16 protein-coding genes and 1 riboswitch are annotated in these 20,431 nt (G+C 61.1%); of the genes, 7 read left to right on the top strand and 9 right to left on the bottom strand.

The features are described from left to right. The first annotated feature begins 1 nt into the window (after position 1). Both ACESMW_RS06685 and ACESMW_RS06680 read left to right on the top strand, forming a co-directional pair. A complete protein-coding gene (locus ACESMW_RS06685; RefSeq protein WP_372986277.1) occupies positions 2-670 on the top strand; it encodes a TVP38/TMEM64 family protein in 669 nt (222 codons plus the stop codon). 9 nt (positions 671-679) lie between these two features. Beyond that, a complete protein-coding gene (locus tag ACESMW_RS06680) occupies positions 680-2,428 on the top strand; it encodes an ArnT family glycosyltransferase (RefSeq protein ID WP_372986276.1) in 1,749 nt (582 codons plus the stop codon). Positions 2,429-2,459: 31 nt separating this feature from the next. On the opposite strand, the gene ACESMW_RS06675 is transcribed toward ACESMW_RS06680, so the two are convergent. The 6 genes from ACESMW_RS06675 to ACESMW_RS06650 all read right to left on the bottom strand — a co-directional run bounded on the left by ACESMW_RS06675 (position 2,460) and on the right by ACESMW_RS06650 (position 8,499). Further along, a complete protein-coding gene (locus ACESMW_RS06675) occupies positions 2,460-3,146 on the bottom strand; it encodes a DNA-3-methyladenine glycosylase I (protein ID WP_372986275.1) in 687 nt (228 codons plus the stop codon). A gap of 116 nt (positions 3,147-3,262) precedes the next feature. Beyond that, positions 3,263-3,823, bottom strand: a complete 561-nt coding sequence (locus tag ACESMW_RS06670) for a YSC84-related protein (RefSeq protein WP_372986274.1) — start codon at positions 3,821-3,823, stop codon at positions 3,263-3,265. Between the two features lie 177 nt (positions 3,824-4,000). Then, entirely contained in the window at positions 4,001-4,768 is a 768-nt protein-coding gene (locus tag ACESMW_RS06665) for an ABC transporter ATP-binding protein (RefSeq protein ID WP_372986273.1), read from the bottom strand. After that, a complete protein-coding gene (locus ACESMW_RS06660; protein ID WP_372986302.1) occupies positions 4,768-5,709 on the bottom strand; it encodes a FecCD family ABC transporter permease in 942 nt (313 codons plus the stop codon). The genes ACESMW_RS06665 and ACESMW_RS06660 overlap by 1 nt, the downstream gene beginning before the upstream one ends. Before the next feature lie 19 nt (positions 5,710-5,728). Further along, the gene (locus tag ACESMW_RS06655) at positions 5,729-6,595 is read right to left on the bottom strand and encodes a cobalamin-binding protein (protein WP_372986301.1); all 867 of its coding nucleotides are present in this window, start codon (positions 6,593-6,595) and stop codon (positions 5,729-5,731) included. A 56-nt stretch (positions 6,596-6,651) separates the two neighbouring features. Next, positions 6,652-8,499, bottom strand: coding sequence for a TonB-dependent receptor plug domain-containing protein (locus ACESMW_RS06650; RefSeq protein WP_372986272.1), 1,848 nt, complete (start codon positions 8,497-8,499; stop codon positions 6,652-6,654). Between the two features lie 129 nt (positions 8,500-8,628). Further along, a riboswitch (cobalamin riboswitch) is annotated at positions 8,629-8,852 on the bottom strand. Between the two features lie 205 nt (positions 8,853-9,057). Between ACESMW_RS06650 and ACESMW_RS06645 the strand changes: the two genes are divergently transcribed. The 4 genes from ACESMW_RS06645 (at position 9,058) to ACESMW_RS06630 (ending at position 17,283) form a co-directional block, all read left to right on the top strand. After that, positions 9,058-11,529 carry a hypothetical protein gene (locus ACESMW_RS06645; protein WP_372986271.1) on the top strand — a complete coding sequence of 824 codons (2,472 nt, stop codon included), beginning with the start codon at positions 9,058-9,060 and terminating at the stop codon, positions 11,527-11,529. A 16-nt stretch (positions 11,530-11,545) separates the two neighbouring features. Next, complete coding sequence (locus ACESMW_RS06640) at positions 11,546-14,551, top strand: parallel beta-helix domain-containing protein (RefSeq protein WP_372986270.1); 3,006 nt, start codon at positions 11,546-11,548, stop codon at positions 14,549-14,551. 136 nt (positions 14,552-14,687) lie between these two features. Further along, on the top strand, positions 14,688-16,565 hold the full coding sequence (locus ACESMW_RS06635) for a putative nucleotidyltransferase substrate binding domain-containing protein (protein ID WP_372986269.1): 1,878 nt from the start codon (positions 14,688-14,690) through the stop codon (positions 16,563-16,565). Continuing rightward, entirely contained in the window at positions 16,555-17,283 is a 729-nt protein-coding gene (locus ACESMW_RS06630; RefSeq protein WP_372986268.1) for a 3'-5' exonuclease, read from the top strand. The genes ACESMW_RS06635 and ACESMW_RS06630 overlap by 11 nt, the downstream gene beginning before the upstream one ends. Before the next feature lie 8 nt (positions 17,284-17,291). On the opposite strand, the gene msrB is transcribed toward ACESMW_RS06630, so the two are convergent. Both msrB and ACESMW_RS06620 read right to left on the bottom strand, forming a co-directional pair. After that, the gene (msrB, locus tag ACESMW_RS06625) at positions 17,292-18,464 is read right to left on the bottom strand and encodes a peptide-methionine (R)-S-oxide reductase MsrB (protein ID WP_372986267.1); all 1,173 of its coding nucleotides are present in this window, start codon (positions 18,462-18,464) and stop codon (positions 17,292-17,294) included. A gap of 52 nt (positions 18,465-18,516) precedes the next feature. Beyond that, positions 18,517-19,497, bottom strand: coding sequence for an NAD(P)H-dependent flavin oxidoreductase (locus tag ACESMW_RS06620; protein WP_372986266.1), 981 nt, complete (start codon positions 19,495-19,497; stop codon positions 18,517-18,519). A 55-nt stretch (positions 19,498-19,552) separates the two neighbouring features. Between ACESMW_RS06620 and ACESMW_RS06615 the strand changes: the two genes are divergently transcribed. Continuing rightward, positions 19,553-20,134 carry a QsdR family transcriptional regulator gene (locus tag ACESMW_RS06615; protein WP_343813726.1) on the top strand — a complete coding sequence of 194 codons (582 nt, stop codon included), beginning with the start codon at positions 19,553-19,555 and terminating at the stop codon, positions 20,132-20,134. 67 nt (positions 20,135-20,201) lie between these two features. Here ACESMW_RS06615 and ACESMW_RS06610 read toward each other — a convergent pair. Further along, on the bottom strand, positions 20,202-20,431 hold a 230-nt coding region (locus ACESMW_RS06610; protein WP_372986265.1), incomplete at its 5' end, for an aldehyde dehydrogenase family protein.

The raw sequence follows: 20,431 nt of genomic DNA, 5'->3' as shown, positions 1-20,431 counted from the left end.
TATGCCCAACCAGGCGCGATGGCTGTTTTTTGCCGCGCTTGCACTGGTCAGTTATCTGGCGATCCATTACGGCTGGCTGGACTTCCTGGCCAACGAGAACCAGGTCGCCAGTTATCTCCACAGCCATGGAATAACCGGCTTCCTGGTCGTCACCCTGGCTGGTGCAGCATTTACCGGAATCGGGGCGCCCCGCCAGCTGCTGGCATTTGTGCTCGGCTTTGCCATGGGCGGCATCAACGGCACCATTCTATCGTCCCTGGCAACCGCGATTGGTGCGGCTGGCTGTTTCTTCACTGCCCGATGGCTGCTGCGCGAATCCCTGACACGCCGTTTTGGACATCGCATGCGTCAGTTTGACCACCTATTCCGCGACCAGACCCTCATGAAAGTACTGATGGTCCGGTTGTTGCCGGTGGGGAGCAACCTGGTAACCAACCTTGTTGCCGGTTGTTCCGGTATCCGCTTTGCGCCCTTTCTGGTTGGCAGCACCCTTGGCTACATCCCGCAAATGCTCGTGTTCGCCCTGGCCGGTGCCGGCATTGGCAGTGCCGACCAATACCAGCTGTTACTGAGTGTCGTGCTGTTCATCCTTGCCTCGTTGATTGGCGCACTCCTCTACCATAACCACAGGGCACGCACCCTCGCCAATTCCGTTTCCGATCAGTCCTGAGAGCGCACCATGCCCGCATCACCGTTTGTCCGCCACCTTCCGGCATACCTGTTCGACCTGTCCCGAAACCGGCTTCTGCTTTTGCTGCTGGGCTTCGCGGCAGTCATGATTTTCACCGGCATCGGTCTCCGCTCGCCCTGGCCCGCCGACGAACCCCGCTTCGCCGAGGTTGCCCGGGAGATGGTGGCTTCGGGCCAGTGGCTCATCCCCATGCGCGGTGGCGAGTTCTACCCGGACAAGCCACCGGTTTTCATGTGGAGCATTGCCCTGTTCTACTGGCTCACCGGCAACCTGAAAGTCGCCTTTCTCTTGCCCAACGCGCTATGCAGCCTGCTCACCCTGGGGCTGGTCTTTGATATCGGCACCCGCCTCTGGAACCAACGTACCGGCGCGGTCGCTGTCATGCTGGTGTTACTTGCGCCCCAGTTCCTGCTCCAGGCCCAGAAGGCGCAAATCGATGCCATGGTCGCCTGCTGGATAATGGTGGCCTGCTATGGCCTGCTCCGGCACTTTTTCACCGGTCCGTCCTGGGGCTGGTATTTTACTGCCTGGGCCTTCATGGGCCTGGGGATTATCACCAAGGGCGTCGGATTCCTGCCAGCACTGATGCTTATCCCTGTCGCGGCCATGAAATTCCGTGACCGGAACCTGTTTGCCGACACGCTGACCTGGCGCAGCGCGCTCGGGCCAGCCGCCATGCTCGCGGTTGTTGCCGCCTGGCTGGTTCCGATGGTGTTGTACGTCAATGCGCTGGGCACCGACGAAGCGCTGGCTTACCGCAACAACATCCTGTTCAAGCAGACCGGAGAGCGCTACGCCGATTCCTGGGGGCATCTCCAGCCCTGGTATTACTACCTCACCAGCGCGATTCCGTCGCTGTGGTTTCCACTGCCCTTATTGTTGCTGGCGCTGTGGCGGCCCCTGACCGACAGCTTCCGCCACCGTCCTGCAATTCCGGTGCTACTGGTCTGGATTGCGCTGGTGATTGTGTTCTTCAGCCTGAGCCCGGGCAAACGGAGCGTGTATCTGCTACCGGCCCTGCCCATGCTCGCACTGAGTCTGGCGCCTCTGCTGAGCACGCAACGGCCCGCTGGCTGGTTCCCACCGTTACTGACCGGTGTACACTTGATTCTGGCGCTGGCCATGATCACGGTTGGTGCGCTGGCCTGGAACGACCACCCACGGCTGGTGGAAAAGGTCAGCGACTACAGCCGCGACCCGGCGCGTCTGCACGAAGCCGGCACGCTGGTATTTACCATCGGGCTGGTCTGGCTGGTCAGCCTGTTCGGATTCTGGCGCTCCCGGGCGTTGGGGCGCCTTTTCGTGGCGATGATGGTCACCTGGCTGCTGCTGAGTACCTGGGGCTACCGGATCCTTGAGCCCCTGCGCACTCCACGCAATATCCTGGCTGCTGCCGAACAGCAACTTCCCGCTGACGCCCAACTCGGCATGATCGACTTCCGGGAACAGTTCATCCTGTTCTCCAAACTGGATTTCGTGCATTTCAGCTTCTTCAGCGGGCTGCGCGAAGAAGAGCGCAATGCCTGGAAATGGATGAGCGAGGGCGACAACCGTTACATACTGACCGCCGACAACCTGGACCTGGAGTGCTTTACGCTGGAAGGCAGCAGAGAGTTGGGCGTTGCCCACCGTGAACGCTGGCTGCTGCTCGGACCGGATCAGATGGCGCCGGATTGCAGCTCGCCAGCGAAGGTCCGCCAGTTCACAACGGAAAGTCCCGGACTCTGGATGGACTGACAGAAAACGGCAAGGTACCTTTCAGGCAAGCTCAGTTGTCTACTGTGAAGGACACGATTCGGGACAGGTGACTCACCGGCAGACCGGTCTCCCGGTGCCACTGATTGAACGCCTCTTGTACCTGGGTCAAGCCTTTCTTGCTGCCTGGTGAGGCATCCAGGATGCCAGCCCGAGTCAGTGCCGTGACCACGTCCCGGGACAGTATGAAACCGTCCCAGCCAACCCGTCGGAGAAAGTACTGGGCAGTATTACCACCCAGACGGGCACCGTTGCGCTTGAGCCACATGAGCAGACCGACCTGATCGTCATGGGGCCACTGGGCCAGGAAGTTGCCGAAGCTGCCGTGATCCCGCGCGGCGTCCATGATCATCCGGGCGTTTTCCGGCACGGTCCGGATTTTCTGCATGTTGCGCACGATGCGCTCATCGGCCGCCAGTTCCTCCAGCACTTCGGGCGGCACCTGCTGCCAGTAGGCCGGCACAAAGCCGTGAAACGCCGCTTCAAAGTCCGGCCATTTGTTCTCGATGACCCGCCAGACAAAGCCGGCCTTGAACACGCACCGGGTCACTTCGGACAGGTAACGATCGTCTCCGGTTGCCTCTAGCACTCCAGGCTCCGGCAGTTTTGGCAACAATGCTTGCAGGGCCTGTTCACCACACTTGCGCATCAGTGCCTGGTCATGGAACTCCGAGAATGATGGAATCTTTACAGTACTCATGGTTAGGACGACAATCGTTACATCCTTGCCGCAGACAATCCGGACCTGGAAAGCAGTTCATCACCGCCCCCGGGGCCTGGCTTGACGGAACAAACCACTACCTGGGGGCGAATGATTCATCGCTGGATGCGGGAAATCTTCGTACCCTCAATGCTGACTCCAGCCATTAACCCCTGCTGACTGAAGATAAAAGCATAGGCATCGTCCTTGAGGGACGACGTAGACAGGTTCTTTGCCACGCCTTCATCAACGAGAACAACGGTGGGTCCGACACCAACTTCCCAGCCCTTGGATGTTTCAAGGTAGCTGACAGCCTCATCGGTCATCAGAAACATGACATAGGCGTAGGATTGGGCACCTGCCTGAAATCCGAAGGTCCCGGCCACCGAGTTGTAGTAGTCAACCACCTCCGAGTCTTTCATCAGAACCCCCTCACCATAGCTGCCGCCGAAGACCAGGCCAGCTTTGACAATATTGGGGAAAACAAGGATTGCCTTGGCTTCCCCGGAAAGCGTCTTGGCGAGAGCGTTTGTGCTATTAAGCTTCTCCAGTGCCTGCTGGGCGTCCCGGTGTAAATCTTCAGCCGTTGCCGCGACTGCATGATTTCCAGCGGCCATGAAGACGATGACGATCATCGCCAGTATAAATCCAGAAAGATTGCGTAAATTACCATTCATGATATGTCCCCTTCCCTGTCCCTGGCATGGGTATCCTTACCATGCACCTTACTCTATGAATATAGGCCCAACGGACAGAATCACAACGTTCCCGGTGCCTTTTTTGTGAAGATTGGACCAGCAATGGTAGCCAAGGGAATCCGCGACACTCAGGAGGCCTCTTCGAAGGCCGAAAAATCATCTGGCAGGCACAAAAATCGGCGTGCCATCAACCTCGACGGTTACCAGCTTCTGGCCATAGAGTTGTTCCAGCGCCGCTGGAACCAGCATGTTTTCGGAAGGCCCCCAACACGCTTCGCCATCGGGATACAGCAGCAACAAGTGATCGCACCAGCGGGCGGCCAGATTGACATCGTGCAGGCACATGAACACCGCCCGGCCCGCTTCGGCCTGCCCGGAAAGCAGGCGCATCACCGCCACCTGATGATGCAGATCCAGGTGGTTACTCGGTTCGTCCAGCAGCCAGATGTCCGGTGCCTGGGTCATCAGGGTCGCGATGGCCACGCGCTGGCGTTCACCGCCGGACAGGGTGCTGACCAGCCGGTCCCGGAGGTGTCCGACATCCAGCGCCTGCAGCGCCCGCTCGGCAATCGCGATATCCTCGCCGGTTTCCATCTGCCAGGACGACAACCAGGGATGGCGGCCGATCAGGGCGGTTTCCAGCACGGTCGCCGGGAAGCCATCCTGCCGGTCCTGGAACACCAGGCCCAACTGCTGCGACACCGACTTTCGTTTCAAGGAAGCCAGAGCCCGGCCATCCAGCAAGACCTCACCACTGTGGGGCGACCGCAGTCCCGCCAGTGTATGCAGCAACGTCGTCTTGCCCACGCCGTTGGGACCCAGCACGCCCCAGACCTGGCCGGGCCGGACCTCCAGATTCAGGGGAGATCCCGGGGCGCGCCCCGGGATATCAATGATGAGGTTGTCCGTGGTCAGCGTGGTCATTACCGACTCCGGTACAGCAGGTACAGGAAGGTGGGGACGCCGATCAGGGCGGTGATCACCCCCACCGGTAACTGCTCCGGGGCAATCACCACCCGGGCCAGGGTATCCGCCAGCACCAACAACGTGCCGCCCGCCAGGGCACAGGCCGGCAATATCATCCGCTGGTCATTACCCAGCGCCAGCCGGAGCATGTGCGGCACCACCAGTCCGACAAAGCCGACCGCTCCAGCCATGGTCACGGCGGTGGCGGTGAGCAGGCTGGCAACCAGATAGATGAGCCACTCCAGCGACCGGACCGATACCCCCAGGGCCGCAGCCTGCAATGATCCACGGGCCAGAACGTTAAGGCTTCGGCCCAAGGGAAACACCAACAGGCAGACCAGAATCAGCACCGCCAGGCCGGGCCAGGGTTGGCCGGCATGGGACAGATCCCCCATCAGCCAGTACAACATACCCGGCAACCGGCTGGCCGGTGACATGGCCAGAATCAGGGTAATCATCGCTCCCCAGCCGGCGGCCACCACCACGCCGGTGAGCAGTAGCCGTGATGGCGTCCAGCTGCCGCTGCCGTGGGCCAGGCCAAACACCAGCAGGGTTGCCAGCATGGCGCCGGCAAACGCCGAGCCGGAAATGAGGAATCCGGCCGCTCCGGCCAGCATGGCCAGCAACGCGCCCACGGCGGCGCCACCGGAGAGCCCGAGTACGTAGGGATCGGCCAGGGGGTTACGGAGCAACACCTGCATCAGGGCACCGGCCACCGCCAACAGGCCGCCGGTGGCAAAGGCGCTGAGGGTCCGTGGCAGCCTGAGATCCAGAATCAGCGTCCGGTGCAGCTCACTGCCGCCACCGGCCAGCACGGACAGGGTATCCCCCGGGCCAAGATCGGCACTGCCGACGCTCACCGACACCAATATGGCAGCCAGCCCCACCAGCGCCAGCATGACCAGCGGCCGGAAAATATCAGAGACGGGCACGGGCCTGCTCCAGGATGTCACACAACTCCCGGGCGCCTTCCAGCATGCGGAAGGTGGGACGTTGCAGAAGCGATGGGGATACAAGGGAGAGATTACCGCGGGCTACGGCAGTCACGGATGGATAGTTCTGCCAGCGTGCCAGCCAGTCGTGATCGGAGTCACCGCGCCCGGCGGTGACAATTACCTCCGGGTCGGCGGCCAGCACCGTTTCCACGGAAATCCGGGGCACCAGCCTGGGCAGATCGGCAAACACATTGGTGCCGCCGCACAGCGTAATGGCCTTGCTGATCAGCTCGTCGCCGTTGATCGTCATGAGCGGCTGGCCCCAGACCTGGTAGAACACCCGCACCGGGGCCGAATCCCGATACTTCGCCCGCAACGCGGAAATTCCTGTCCGGAAATCCGCCGCTGCGCGTTCGGCAACAGGCATGTGGCCGGTCAGCCGGCCCAGAATTTCCACGGCCCGGGCGATGTCCTCGAATTTCCTGGGAGCGAGCCAGAACACAGGTACACCCAGATCGGCGAGCCGGTCCAGCTGGGCGCGGGAATTGCCGTCAGTCCAGGCCACCACCAGATCCGGCTCCAGGCCGACGATGGTTTCGAGATCGAGGCGATTGCTATCGCCCACCTGCGGCAACTCCGCCGCCGGCGGGGGGTAATCGCTCCAGGCACTGACGGCGACCACAGAGTCGCCGGCGCCGGCGGAGAACAGCAGTTCCGTGGCGCCCGGCGAGAGGGAAGCGACCCGGTCGGCCGGCTCAGGCAGGCAAACGTTACGATCGAGGGCATCGGTTGCACACAGATCGGCTGCGGAAACCGACGCGGTCAGCGCCAGTCCCAGAACAGCTACCACTGTAATCAATAACCGGATTGCTCTCATGACCAGGTCACGCTGCCTCCCTCAGGCCGTTATTGGCGGAAATCATAGCGTACCGAGGCCATGTAGGTCCGGCCAGCCGCCAGGTACTCGAAGGGCTCGAAGGTTGTACTGTCGTAGCCAAGGCTGGTGGCATACTGACGGTCAAACACGTTAGCCACCTTCAGGCCTGCGGACCACCCCGGCAGGAATTCCCAGGCCGCCCGGACATCCATGGTGCCGTAACCGGCCAGCAAGGTCGTGTTGCCCGCATCGTTGTAGCGATCGCTTTCGGCGATGACGCTGGCCCCCACCGACCACGCATCAAACAGCCGGTCGACGTCGAGCCGCACATTTTTCTCGGCCCGTCGGGGCAGCCGCTTGCCGGTTTCCCGGTTCTCGGCATCGGCGTAAGTGATTGCCGCGTTGATATCCCAGTCCGTAGTCTGGATTCCGGAAGACAGTTCGATACCACGGATTCTGGCGGTTTCCACGTTCTCCATGGTGCCGTCGTAGGTAACCGGATCGGACACATAGGTGATCAGGTCCTCCACGTCATTCTGGTAAACCGCCACATCCCAGAACCAGGAGTCATACCGCCCGGAAAAACCGACTTCCACCATCTCACCTTTCTCCGGATCCAGGTCCGGGTTACCGAAGTAACTTCCAAAGTCCGAAGGCACTTCCAGGTACAGATCATTGAACGTCGGCGCCCTGAACGATGTGGCGTAGCTCAGGCGCAGGCGATGGGAACGATCGAACTGGTGGCCCAGGGCGATACCGCCGGTTTCTTCCTTGCCGTAGGCTTCGTTGTCATCCAGCCGCAGGCTGAACATCAGATCGGTGGCATCGAAATTGAGGCGGGCCTGGCCGAAAACGGCGGCATTGGTGCGGCTGTCCTCGGCAAACTGGCTAGTACCGTCCACCTCGTCGACCATGAACTCCGAACCGAGCACCAGTTCGTGAACCCCTGCCGTCAGGGTGTTTTCCCAGCGGGCTGAACGGGACACGGTGTCGAAGACACTCGGGTAAGTGCCAAAGGTTTCCTGCTCGTCACGGGCTTCCGAAAACTGGATGCGCGTGCGCCAGTAATCGCTGGCCACCGCTTCCAGATAGAGCCCGGCGGCCCGGATCATGAAGTCGGTGTCGCCATCCTCGAATTCGGTATTGCCCTGAGACTGGAACATGGTGACACCCACACCGCCGCCCTGCTCGAAATCATGGCTGACTTTCGTCAGTCCGGCGGCATTGCGGAAGCCCCGGTCCTCGCCACCTTCCCGCAGTTCAGTGCCGTCGGTATCCGAGTACAGACCGCCGGCCAGAATGGAGGAATTACCCTCCCGGCCGGCGACACCAACCGACGTTCCCAGGGTATCGTGGGACCCGCCGGATACCTCGGCCCAGCCCTGTCGGCCCGCCCCGGGCTTCAGGGTAAAGGCCTGGATGACACCACCAACGGCGTCAGCGCCATAAAGGGAACTCTTGGCACCACGCACCACCTCGACCTTACCCATCAACTCCGGTGGCAGGAACTGCCAGGGGGGAATCCCGGCGGTTGCAGAACGCAGACGGATACCGTCGAGCAACAGGACGGTCCCGGAGCTTCCGGCGCCACGCAGAAAGACACTGGTGGTCTTGCCATAGCTGCCATCGGACACCACGTTCACCCCCGGCTGTGCCTGGAGCAGGTCGCGAAACTCGGCAGGTTGCTGTCGCTCGATATCGTCCTGCTCGATCACGGTCACTGACGACAGGCTCTCACCAACGGTATCCGGGCCCAGGGTGGCAGTCACCACAATCGGATCCAGGGCCTCATCTTCCGAGGACTGGGCAGCAACCGCCAGTGGCAATGCAGCGATGGACACACCGGCCATTACGGCAGGAAAAGGAAACTTCAACATAGGGCTTTCTCCGCAAACCGCGCGCACCCGCACGGGAATCAGGTTTCGGTTGCGGAAAAGACAGGGGGCAGTCGGAGACGGATTGGGACTGGAGCTACCGGAATTCGCCCACCCAAGCCGCCCTCCGCAACTCCGGGTGTTTTTCCAGGCCGGTCTCCGGGCTTGCAGGTGGAACCCTGGCGGTTCCCGGACAATCACCTTCCCATGCCAAAAGCACAGTGGCGCATTTGATTGCCGTTTTCCTGCTTACCGTTGCGGGGGCAGCATCGGAATTGCCCTGGCGGACCAGGCTCACCGATTTCCCGTTTCACCCGTCGCGCTTTGCGACGGGCACCTGAAAAAAGTGCGGCAAGGCTAGCAACCCTCCGCAAAGTGGTCAACGAAATCCGTCAATTATCCGACAGCTCAAAAAATGGCCTGATGTGATGTCTGTCACACCTTTCCCAACATGCTACAACCTCTCACGTTTGGTTCGAGGCACCGGGTGCCGATAACCACTACGAACAATAACAACGAGTTGCCGGCCCGCCCGGCACCAGAATGGAATGAGAGGTCCACATGCATAACAAAAAATGGCCCGCCGCAATGGCATGGACGCTCGCCGGCGCCCTGTTGATCAGCGGTTGTGGCGGCTCCGACGACGGCCCCACCGCCAACTCCGGCCCGGAATCCGGGACAGCTCCGGAAAATTCTGCCGTTGCCCCCGATACGGACACCTTCGCGAAGACCGCCACGATCGACCGGTACAGCGTCGCCAATGGCTGCTACACCCTGGAGGCCGAAGGACGCTACCTGCGTGCCGATCCACAATCCAGCCAGTATTCGGTCACCCCGGATTCGGCTCTGGCCACCAGTTTCCGGCTTCGGCCCACGCGCCTGGGCACCTACCTGTTGATGTCCGACTTCCAGCGCACTACCGGGGACGTGGGCAGTTTCGAACTGCTTGGCATCAGCGATCCGGCCGGGGAGTTCCTCGACGACACCGGCACCTTCATTGGCGAGATCAGCTACCTGGTCGCCGGCCTCGGGGACACCACCAACCTGATCCTGGATCCGGTAGCGCCCCTGGGGGATGCCCTGCGTGCCATTGGCGAAAGCCTCGAGTTCACCGGTGACCAGATCGGTGATACCACCGTCAATCCGGCCCTGGCGATCGTCGATGCCCCCAGTGACCTGGCAGTCTGGCAACTGCAGCGTCCGGGGCCGGAACCGGCGTTTACCCTGGCCTCCGATGTCACCGGGCTGATGCTGACAACCACCAAAGACGGCCTGGCCCTAGCCTCGCCCTCCATGATTGATGAATCCGGCCTCTTTACCCTGCGGGAAATACAGGGTTGCAAGGACTACCCGGAAGCGGAACTGAACGCCGAGATCCTTGATGAAAAAGGACCGGCTACTTACCTGAAGGAGGTGGACCGGTTCCGCACTGTTCAGGGCATCGACAAGAACGACGTGTTCGGCTTCGTCGACACCCATTCCCACATTTCCGCCTATGAATTTATCGGTGGACGGGTCAACTATGGTGCGCCCTTCCATCGCTTTGGCGTTACCCATGCGCTCCATGACTGCGAAGCGGTCCATGGCCCCTGGGGCGCAACCGGTTTTGTGGAGCTCGCCACCAGCGGCATCGGGCTGCACGACACCCAGGGCTGGCCCACCTTCAATGACTGGCCCCGATATAACTCGCTGCAACACCACCAGAGCTATTACCGCTGGCTGGAAAGAGCCCACCTGGCGGGCATGAAGATCCTGGTGAACCACCTGGTACATAACGAGATCCTCTGCCGCATCAATCCCCAGAAGCAGAATGACTGCGACCCCATGGAATCGATCCTGCTGCAGATCCAGCGCATGTACGAGATGCAGGATTACATCGATGCCCAGCACGGAGGACCGGGCGAAGGCTGGTTCCGGATCGTCACCAGCCCCGGACAGGCCCGCGCGGTCATCGGAGACGGCAAGCTGGCCGTGGTGCTCGGCATCGAAATGTCCAAGGTGTTCAAGTGCGGAGAATTCCTCGGGGTAGCCGAATGCACCCGCGATGAAATCGTCGAGCGGCTGGATCAGCTTTACCAGCTGGGTGTGCGTAACATCTTCCCGGTTCACAAGTTCGACAACGCCTTCGGCGGTCACCTGCCCGACCTCTCCACCGGCATCGGTATCGGCCCGATTCTCTATGCCGGCAACCTGCTGGAAACCGGCCACCCCGTTGAGTTCGAGCAGTGCCCGGAGAACGTCGAATACACCGGCGGAGAGCCGGATCAGAACGCCACGCTCCAGCCCTTTGGTCTGATCGACCAGCTGCTTTACCAGATGGATTACCTGGGCGAGCGTTTCCCGGAAACTCCCGAGGAAATGGCCGAACTGGACCCGCGTCGGGGCACTGACCATCTCTGCAACCGCCGTGGCCTGAGCGACCTGGGCGACTTCCTGATCAAGGAACTGGTGCGTCGCAAGATGATGATCGAGACCGATCACATCAGCCGCAAGGCGGCGGCCCGGATCCTGGAAATCACCCGACCGCTGGACTACCCCGTGATCAACAGCCACGGCGGCTGGGGCGGCACCGAAGCACTCCGTGACCGTATTGCTTCCCAAGGTGGGGTAACCGCCTCCTTCGGCGGAACCCGGGAAGACTGGGTGCGCAAGCTGACCCGGGATGGCAACCGGCCCCGGAGCAACGACCTGAAAGTCGGCCCCTTCGGCGGCGCCGGCTTTGCCTCGGATGTAAACGGCATTGCCCAGCTGGCCGCCAACCCGGGCACCGCTGAGGACGAAGCCACGCTCTATCCGTTTACCTCTGTCGATGGGCGGGTCCGGTTCGATATCCAGCGCACCGGAGACCGGGCGTTCAGCCTCTACGACGGGCGCGGTGTGGCCCATTACGGCCTGTACCCGGACCAGATCGAAGACATGATCCGCAACAGCGACGCCGATCCCGAGCAGATCGACGACGCCATCAACCAGCTTTTCACCTCCGCCGAAGCCTACCTGCGGATGTGGGAACGGATCGAAAGCGCCCCGCTTTAAGGACAGGAGCAAAGCCATGAATTTCACAAAAACCCGGAATCGTCTGCAACGCGGGCACCTTGGTCTGACTCTGGCAATGGCTGCCACATTCCTGCTCACCGGATGTTTCGGTGGCGGTGGTTCCTCGGAGTCCGCGCCAGCCAGCGACACCGCCGGCGACAACAGCAACGTCGCCGGCAACCAGGCCGAACGCTTCAGTGAGGGGCGCACCTTCCTGGTGGAACCGGGACCGGAAGCCACCAATGAGATGATCAGTGCCATGATCCAGTTGCGCCCGGGAGACACTTTGGAATTCGGCTGCGGCTTTTTCGAGCTGAATCATGGCCTGCTGATCCAGGCCACCGAAGATGTACTCATCAAGGGCTGCGGCAAGGATGAAACCGTGCTGTCCTTCCGAAACAGCGACAACGTCACCGGCCTGGAAGCCCTCAACGTTCGCGGCATCACCGTGCGCGACCTGACCATTGCCGACTCCCCCGGCGATGCCTTCAAGCTCAAGGGCGTGAAATGGGGCACGCTGCTGAACGTGCGGGCGATCTGGTCCGGCGGCGGCGAGCCGATCACCGCCAGCAACTTCACTGATCGGCTGCATGTGCAGTGCACCACCCCTCCCCTGAACGAGGGCGATCCGACCCCGGATTACATTCCCAGCTCCGCCAGCGGCCGTTACGGCATCTATCCGGTGGAATCGGAAAACATCCTGGTGGACAACTCCGAATCCGTGGGCGCTTCGGATGCAGGCATCTACGTGGGCCAGACCAATACCGCGATCATCCGTAACAGTCGCGCGGTGTACAACGTCATGGGCTTCGAGATCGAGAACGTCCAGGGCGGCGAGTACGACAGCAACCTGGCCGAGTGCAACACGGGCGGTTTCCTGATCTATGACCTGGAGAACATCACCCAGTACGGCGATACCTCGGTGATGCTCAACAGCGTGGCCAGCAACAACAATACCTACAACTTCGCCCATAGTGGGCTGGTGTCCGCCGTCCCCCGGGGCACCGGCTTCATCACCCTGGGTTACGACAACATCGAGGTCTTTGACAACACCTTCGAGGACCACAGCACCGCGGCGGTGATCTACACCAGCTACGAGCTGATCGACGGCAAAGGCAAGACCTCGGACAAGAAGCTGGATCCCTATACCGAAGGCCTGCATATTCACAACAACGTGATGCGCAACTCCGGCTACGACCTGCCTCCGCCCAACTTCGAAAAAGTGCTCCTCGAAGGTCAGGTGGAGACCGTGCTGCCCACCCTGATCGGCCTGAAAAACGTCACCAATCCAGGCAAGGGCGCCCACATTGTCTGGGACGGCTTGCTGGACGAGCTGGACGCGGACTGCCCCTACCCAGTGGACGCCAACGGCAAGCCGGTGCCCGCTGATGAAAACGGCAAGCCGATCCACACCAACGAACACCCGAACCCGTCCTGCCATTACAACGCCTATAAGTTCAACGACCAGGGTGAGCGTAAGCTCCCCCAGTGGGGCTCCTGTTTCCATAACAACGACCTGTCTGCCGACAGCCAGGCCTACATGAACTTCCATGGCACCGAGGGACTGGAACTGGTTCTGGCAGCCGCCGAGCAGGACACCAGCATCCTGACCCTGGAAGGCCTGCAATCAGTACTGGAGGGCCTGGACGGTGTGGTGGCCGACACCGACAAGTCGGTCCACGACTGCCAGGCCCGTTTCGGGAAAGTCCTGCCCCCATTGCCCCGCGTGGAAATCCCGCCGTTTGAACCCAGCGGCACCATCGATCCTGCTCCCAGCGAAGAGTACATCAACCGGCTGTGCAGCAAACGCGTGAAGCCGGGCAGCATCAACCGGGAGGCCCTGGCAGTCAATTGTCCGACCCTGGACCAGTACAATCTGTTCGCCGATCCCCAGGATCCGCGCAGCATGCCCAATGACGGTGGCGTTCCGTTCGTGCTCAACAGCAAGCTGTTTTCCGACTACGCCACCAAGTACCGGATCGCGTTCGTGCCGCCAGGCACCAGGGCGGTCTACGTGAACGGCCAGGACGGCGGTAACGTGAACGGCACCATCCACTTCCCCACCGGTACGGTGATTGCCAAGACCTTTGCCTTTACCGATGAAAGCCAGGGGACCGAGGAACTGGTGGAAACCCGCCTGCTGATCAAGCGGGTGAGCGAAAGCGGCAAGGCGTTCTGGGATGGTCCCACCTACATCTGGGAAAAGGACAGCGAGGGCAATCCCGTGGCAAGACTCGCCCTCGGGGGCGGTACCCGGGCAGTGAGCTGGCATTACCAGGATCCGACCACAGGCCAGCTGTTGACGGGAAGCACCGACGCCTACGCCATTCCCAACGCCAACCAGTGCATTACCTGCCACAGCAACGATGACGTGGAATCCGGCAGCGCGCCCATAGGCCCGAAACCCCGCAACCTCAACCGCGCCTATGCCCCGGAATCTGCCTTCATGGGCACCCGGGGGCAGGGTGGGTTTCCCCGGGTCAACCAGCTCAAGTACTGGCAGGATCAGGGTATCCTGACCAATGTGCCGGAACTTCAGATTGACGGGCGGGGCGTGGCCACCAACATCGAGCGCCTGCCTCACTGGAACCTGCCCGGTGACAGCGGTGAAACCGCCGGCTCCGACGCCGATGTTGAAGCCCGTCTGCGGGCATATCTTGAAGTGAACTGCCAGCATTGCCATAACGATCGGGGCGCCGCATCCAATACCGGCTATTACCTGGATCACTACCGGGCGGTGGATGCGGGTTACGGTATCTGCAAGAAACCGACGGCCACCGGCGGTGGCTCCTGCGGTCGCCAGCATATCGTGGTACCCGGGGATGCCGACAGTTCGATTGTTGCCTGCCGGCTGGCGGACGACAGCGATCCCCAGCGGCGCATGCCACCCATTGCCCGCAGCGTGACCCATACCGAAGGAGTGGAACTCCTGAACTACTGGATCAACACTGTTGTGGACACTGACTATGAAAACGGCGATGCCTGTGGCAACCAGAGCATCTTCCAGTCTCTGGGCCAATAACCTCGCCCTACCCACCAACGATGGCGGCCTTCGGGCCGTCATCGCCTCCTCGCCGTGGCCAGCTCTCCCTCCGGTTGCTATAGTCCTTGATTAACAACAACTTTCAGACTTCACTCAAAACGCATCAGGGAGCAATATGCAGGCGGAACTCATTGATATCCGGAACCATATGGCCCAGTTCCCCCCGTTCGATGAAATGCCCGAGGAGCTGATGGATCATGTGGTCGGTGGCGTTGAAGTGGAGTATTTCCGGGCCGGCACGGAGATCCTGGAATTCGGCCAGGACAACTCCTGGCTCTACTATATTCGCAGTGGCGCCGTGGAGATCTACCGGCGCTCCGGTGAACTTTACAATCGGATCGGAGAGGGCGACATCTTTGGCCAGTTCGGGCTGCTGATGAACAAGACCGTGCGTTTTCCCGCCAGGGCGCTCGAAGATACCCTCATCTACCGGATCCCGGAAGCCACCTTCCAGTACCTGTTTGAAAACGATGACGGTTTTGCCGACTTTGTCGAGACCGAGGACCGGAGTCGCCTGCGCTCGGCGCTGTCCCGGCGGGAGAAGTCCAACGACCTGATGACCTCCAAGGTCACCCGGCTGATTGCCCGCACTCCGGTCTCGGCGCCTTGCACGGTTCGACTGCAGGAGGCGGCCCGGATCATGACCGATCAGGGCGTTTCAGCACTGCTACTGATGGATGAAAGCGGCGACCATCCCAGGCTCAAGGGCATCATTACCGACCGGGACCTGCGGACCCGCGCCGTTACCGAAGCGCTGCCTTCGGAAACCCCGATCAGCGACATCATGTCCGAGGGCCTGATCACCATTCGCGCCAGCTCGTATATTTTCGAAGCCATGCTCATGATGCTGCACAACAACGTGCATCACCTTCCGGTCATGGATAGAGACGAGGTACGGGGTGTGATCGCCCTGTCTGACATCGTGAAATACGAGAGCCAGAGCAGCCTGTACCTGGTCAGCAACATCTATCACCAGAATGACGTCAAAGGCCTGAAGAAGATCAGCCGCGATGTACCGGATACCTTTGTGCGCATGGTGAACGAGGACGCCAACTCCCACATGATCGGCAGTGCCATGGCGGGCATTGGACGAAGCTTCACCCAGCGGCTGCTGGAGCTGGGCGAGGAAAAACTGGGACCACCCCCGATTCCCTACTGCTTCATGGCGCTGGGTTCCATGGCCAGGGACGAGCAGCTGGTGGTGACCGACCAGGACAATGCCATGATCCTGGACGACAGTTTCGTACCCGAAGAGCACGACGAGTATTTCCTGGCGCTGGCGAAGTTTGTCAGCGACGGCCTGGCGGAGTGCGGCTACACGTACTGTACCGGCGAAATCATGGCCACCAACCCGAAATGGCGCCAGCCGTTGCGGGTGTGGAAGGGCTATTTCACCGACTGGATCGAGAACCCCAAGGCCGAGGCGCTGCTGAACAGCAACATCTTCTTTGACCTGGACGGCATCCACGGCAACATCGGGTTTGCCGAGGAGCTGAAGGCGTTAGTGGCGGAGAAGGCCAGCCACAGTCAGCGCTTCCTCACCCTGATGGCGCGCAACGCCCTGAACCGAACGCCACCACTGGGCTTTTTCCGTACCTTCGTGCTGGAGGAGGATGGCCAGCACCGCAAAACCTTCAACCTGAAACGGCGTGGCACCGCCCCCCTGTCTGACCTGATCCGGATCCATGCCCTGGCCTGCGGCTCCCGGGCCCAGAACTCCTTCGAGCGCCTCAAGGCCATTGGCCAGACCAAGTTGCTGCTGGAAGATGATCTCGGCAACCTGCGGGATGCCCTGGAGTTCATCTCCATCGTTCGTATCCGGCATCAGGCCCTGGCCATCGAGGATGACCGGAAGCCCGACAATAACGTGCGCCCCGAGGACCTGTCACCGTTCGAACGCAGCCACCTGAAGGACGCCTTCCAGGTGGTCAGCAACGCCCAGAAGTTCCTGCGTTTCCGCTACAACGCCCAGGTAGGTCGCAATGCCCAGTAATCCGGAAGGCCAGTCGAACACCCCGAAACCCACCTGGCCCGAGCAATACCGGGAGCTCGCCCAACAGGCAAAGTCGCCATTGCTCAAGGCCTTCTACGAAGCCGGCTGCGTCGATCCGGACATGCCGATGTCGGACGTTCCCCTGGTGGCGCTGGATTTCGAGACCACGGGACTTGATCCGAACGAGCACTCCATCGTCAGTGTCGGGCTGGTGCCCTTCACCCTGGGCGGGATCCAGCTGGGTCGTTGCTGGCACCAGGTGGTGCGCCCGCAACTGCCCCTGCACCAGACCTCTATCGAAGTGCATGGCATCACCCACTCCGACATCGACAAGGCGCCGGACCTCAACGAGGTATTGGACAAGCTGTTCAGCTACCTGAATGGCCGCATCCCGGTGGTCCATTACCGGGACATCGAGCGACCGTTCCTCAACGTGGCGCTGCAGTGGCGGCTGGGCGAAGGCATCCGCTTCCCGGTCATCGACACCATGGCCATCGAAGCCCACCTGCACCCTGACCGGCGGCCAAACCGCTGGCAACGGTTACTGGGCAAAAAACCGGTGTCAATTCGTCTGGCCGACAGCCGTCAGCGCTATGGGCTGCCCCATTACGCCTCCCACAATGCGCTGATTGACGCCATTGGCACCGCAGAGCTGCTACAGGCCCAGATTCATCACCATTTCGGTCCGAATACTCCGGTCAAGGACCTGTGGCTCTGACCGCACCATCAGGAGTTACCGCCGGTGACTTCGTCGATATAGTCCCTGTAGCCCTCAGCCTCCATCTGCTCCAGGGGAATGAACCGAAGCGCCGCTGAGTTCATGCAATAACGCAGTCCGGTGGGAGCCGGTCCGTCATTGAAGACGTGCCCCAGGTGCGAGTCGGCATACCGGCTACGGATCTCGGTGCGGGTCATCCACAGTGTCCTGTCCTCCCTTTCCACCACCGCATCCTCATGAATGGGCCTGGTGAAACTGGGCCAGCCAGTACCCGATTTGTACTTGTCCCGGGATGAGAACAACGGCTCACCTGACACAACATCGACGTACAGACCGGCCTGTTTATTATCCCAGTAGGAGTTGTTATAAGCCCTTTCGGTTCCGTCTTCCTGGGTGACCTCGTACTGGATATCAGTGAGGCGCTTTTTCAGGGTTTCCTGATCGGGCTTCACAAAGGCTTGCGGGTCAAAGCCTTTGCCCTTGGCATCCGACTCCATGGCCGCGGGCCGGAACTTCGAGAAGTCCAGCTCATAGTCCTCGCCATAGACCTTCTCGATGAACTGATAGCGGCCGGAGTTGAAGGTGTAGAATTTGTAGCGCAGCGGATTCTTCTTGTAATAGTCCTGGTGGTACTTCTCAGCTGGATAGAAGGTATCCAACGCCACGATTTCAATCACCACCGGCTTGTCATAGATTCCGGAAGCCTCCAGTTCCTGCCTGGCGGCCTCGGCCAGACGCTTCTGCTCGTCATTGTGGTAGAAGATCGCCGGCCGGTACTGCTTGCCCCGATCGACAAACTGGCCATTGGCGTCGGTGGGATCCATCATCCGCCAAAGGCCCTGCAACAGCCCCTCGTAGGTCATTTCATCCGGGTCGTAGTAAACCTGCACCGCCTCGGTGTGGCCTGTTCTGCCAGAAGAGACCTGCTCATAGGTGGGATTCTCGACACTGCCCCCGGCATAGCCAGAGACGGCCTCGACCACCCCCGGCACCTTTTCGTAACCCGCTTCCACGCACCAGAAGCAGCCGCCTGCGAAGGTGGCGACCGCCAGGCTCGGGTCGTCCGGGGCGAACTCGGCATCCCTGCTATCGTGCTTGTCTGCGACAGTGAGTGATGTGTACGCCACGCCTGCCACCATCAGGGACAGCGCGAGAGCAAAGCCTGAAAGTCCGCGTTTCATCGTATTTCTCCTGCAATTGATGCTGCCTATCCGGTATAAAGGGTAGACAGCATCAATCGCCCAGAAATCCCGCCAGTCGCTCACTCACAATGGCATGGGCCTCGCTCATGATCCGGTCGATCAGTTCGTCGCAGCTGGGCACGTCGTGGATCAGTCCGGCCACCATGCCGCAGCTCCAGGCGGCCTCATCCATGCGGCCTTCATGGAGCACCAGTTTGCCCTTGGCGCCGGTCACCAGGTGCCGGATGTCATCGATGGTGGTATCGCCGCCCTTCTCTGCCTCGATGCGGATGATTTCATCCACGGCGCGGTTTCGCAGGACCCGTTCGGTATTCCGGAGTGGCCGCATGATCAGCCGGGTCTGCAGTTCGTCCGAGTCGACAATGGTCTGTTTCACCCGGTCATGGATCGGGGCTTCCCGGGTGGCCAGGAAGCGGGTACCCATGTTCATACCCTCGGCGCCCAGCGCCATGGCGGCCACCAGGCTGCGTCCATCGGCCATGCCACCGGAGGCCACGAACGGAATGGTCAATTCCTCGGCGGCCCGGGGCAGCAGGATGAAATTGGGAATGTCATCCTCACCCGGGTGCCCGGCGCATTCAAACCCGTCGACGCTGACCGCGTCACAGCCGATTCGCTCGGCCTTCAGGGCATGGCGCACCGAGGTGCACTTGTGAATCACTTTGATACCGGCGCTTTTCAGCTGGTCCATGTACTTTTCCGGGCTGCGGCCGGCGGTTTCCACGATCTTTACACCGCCGTCGATGATCGCCTGGATATACTCCGGATAGGGCGGTTCCTTGAACGAGGGCAGAAACGTGAGATTGACGCCAAAAGGCTTGTCGGTCATCTCCCGGCAACGGGCAATCTCCCGCGCCAGATCCTCGGGCGTCGGCTGGGTCAGCGCCGTCAGGATGCCCAGGCCACCGGCATTGGATACCGCCGCTGCCAGCTCGGCATACCCAACCCAGTGCATGCCGCCCTGGATGATGGGATGTTCAATACCAAACAGTTCAGTGATTCTGGTCTTCATAGCAGCGTTCTCTTTTTGTCGTTAGAATGAAATCGAATTTGGATAAGAGGTTCCAGTGACAGCCAGAACAACAACCAAAGCGACACCGGCCGACGCATTCAAGCGGGCCCGGCGCATGTGGCTCAAGGGCGAGCGTATCCACCTGGCATCCCTGTCGGACGAACTCAACATCGGCCGGGCCACCCTGTTCCGGTGGGTGGGCAACAAGGATCTGTTGATCGGTGAAGTGCTGTGGTCCCTGTACGAACCGCTGCGCCTGGAAGCTCTCGCCACAACCCCGGGCGAGGGAGTCGATTACATTGTCGGTGTCTACCGGAAAATCAATTCCACGATCCTGCACTTCGAGCCGTTGAGGCGGTTCATCAACCAGGACCCGGAATATGCGCTGAGAATCCTGACTTCGTCCCAGTCCACCCTGCACGCCCGGACCGTGGAAGCGAACACCCGTACCCTCAAGGACCAGGTCGCCCAGGGCAAGATCAATCCGCCCATGAGCGTGGATAGCCTGTCCTACTTCATGGTCCGCCTCGCGGAATCCTGCCTCTACAGCGATATCATCGGCGGGCGCGAACCCCGGGATGAGGAGCTGGAGGATGCCTGTACGGCGGTAAGGATTCTGCTGGGGGGCAAGGCCTAGGAAGGGGTCAGATGAACACTTTCATCTGACCCCTTGTTCAATCCCCAGGTTCCGCGTCCACTCCGCCTCAGAGCTGCAGCGACCGCGCCTCCAGGAACTCCTCCAGACCCCACTTGCCGAACTCCCGGCCGAGGCCGGAATGGCCGAAGCCACCGAACGGCGCCAGGGCGTTGAAGGCACCACCATTGACCGTCACCTGACCGGTGCGCAGCTTGCCGGCCACGCGCTTGGCGCGATCCTGGTCGGCGGACCAGACGGCGCCGGACAGACCATAGGGAGTGCCATTGGCAATACGGA

This window comes from Marinobacter sp., assembly GCF_041690455.1.
Taxonomy (GTDB): Bacteria; Pseudomonadota; Gammaproteobacteria; order Pseudomonadales; family Oleiphilaceae; genus Marinobacter.
Note: the sequence above shows the minus strand (reverse complement) of the source record. Positions and strands in the feature narration are given on the sequence as shown.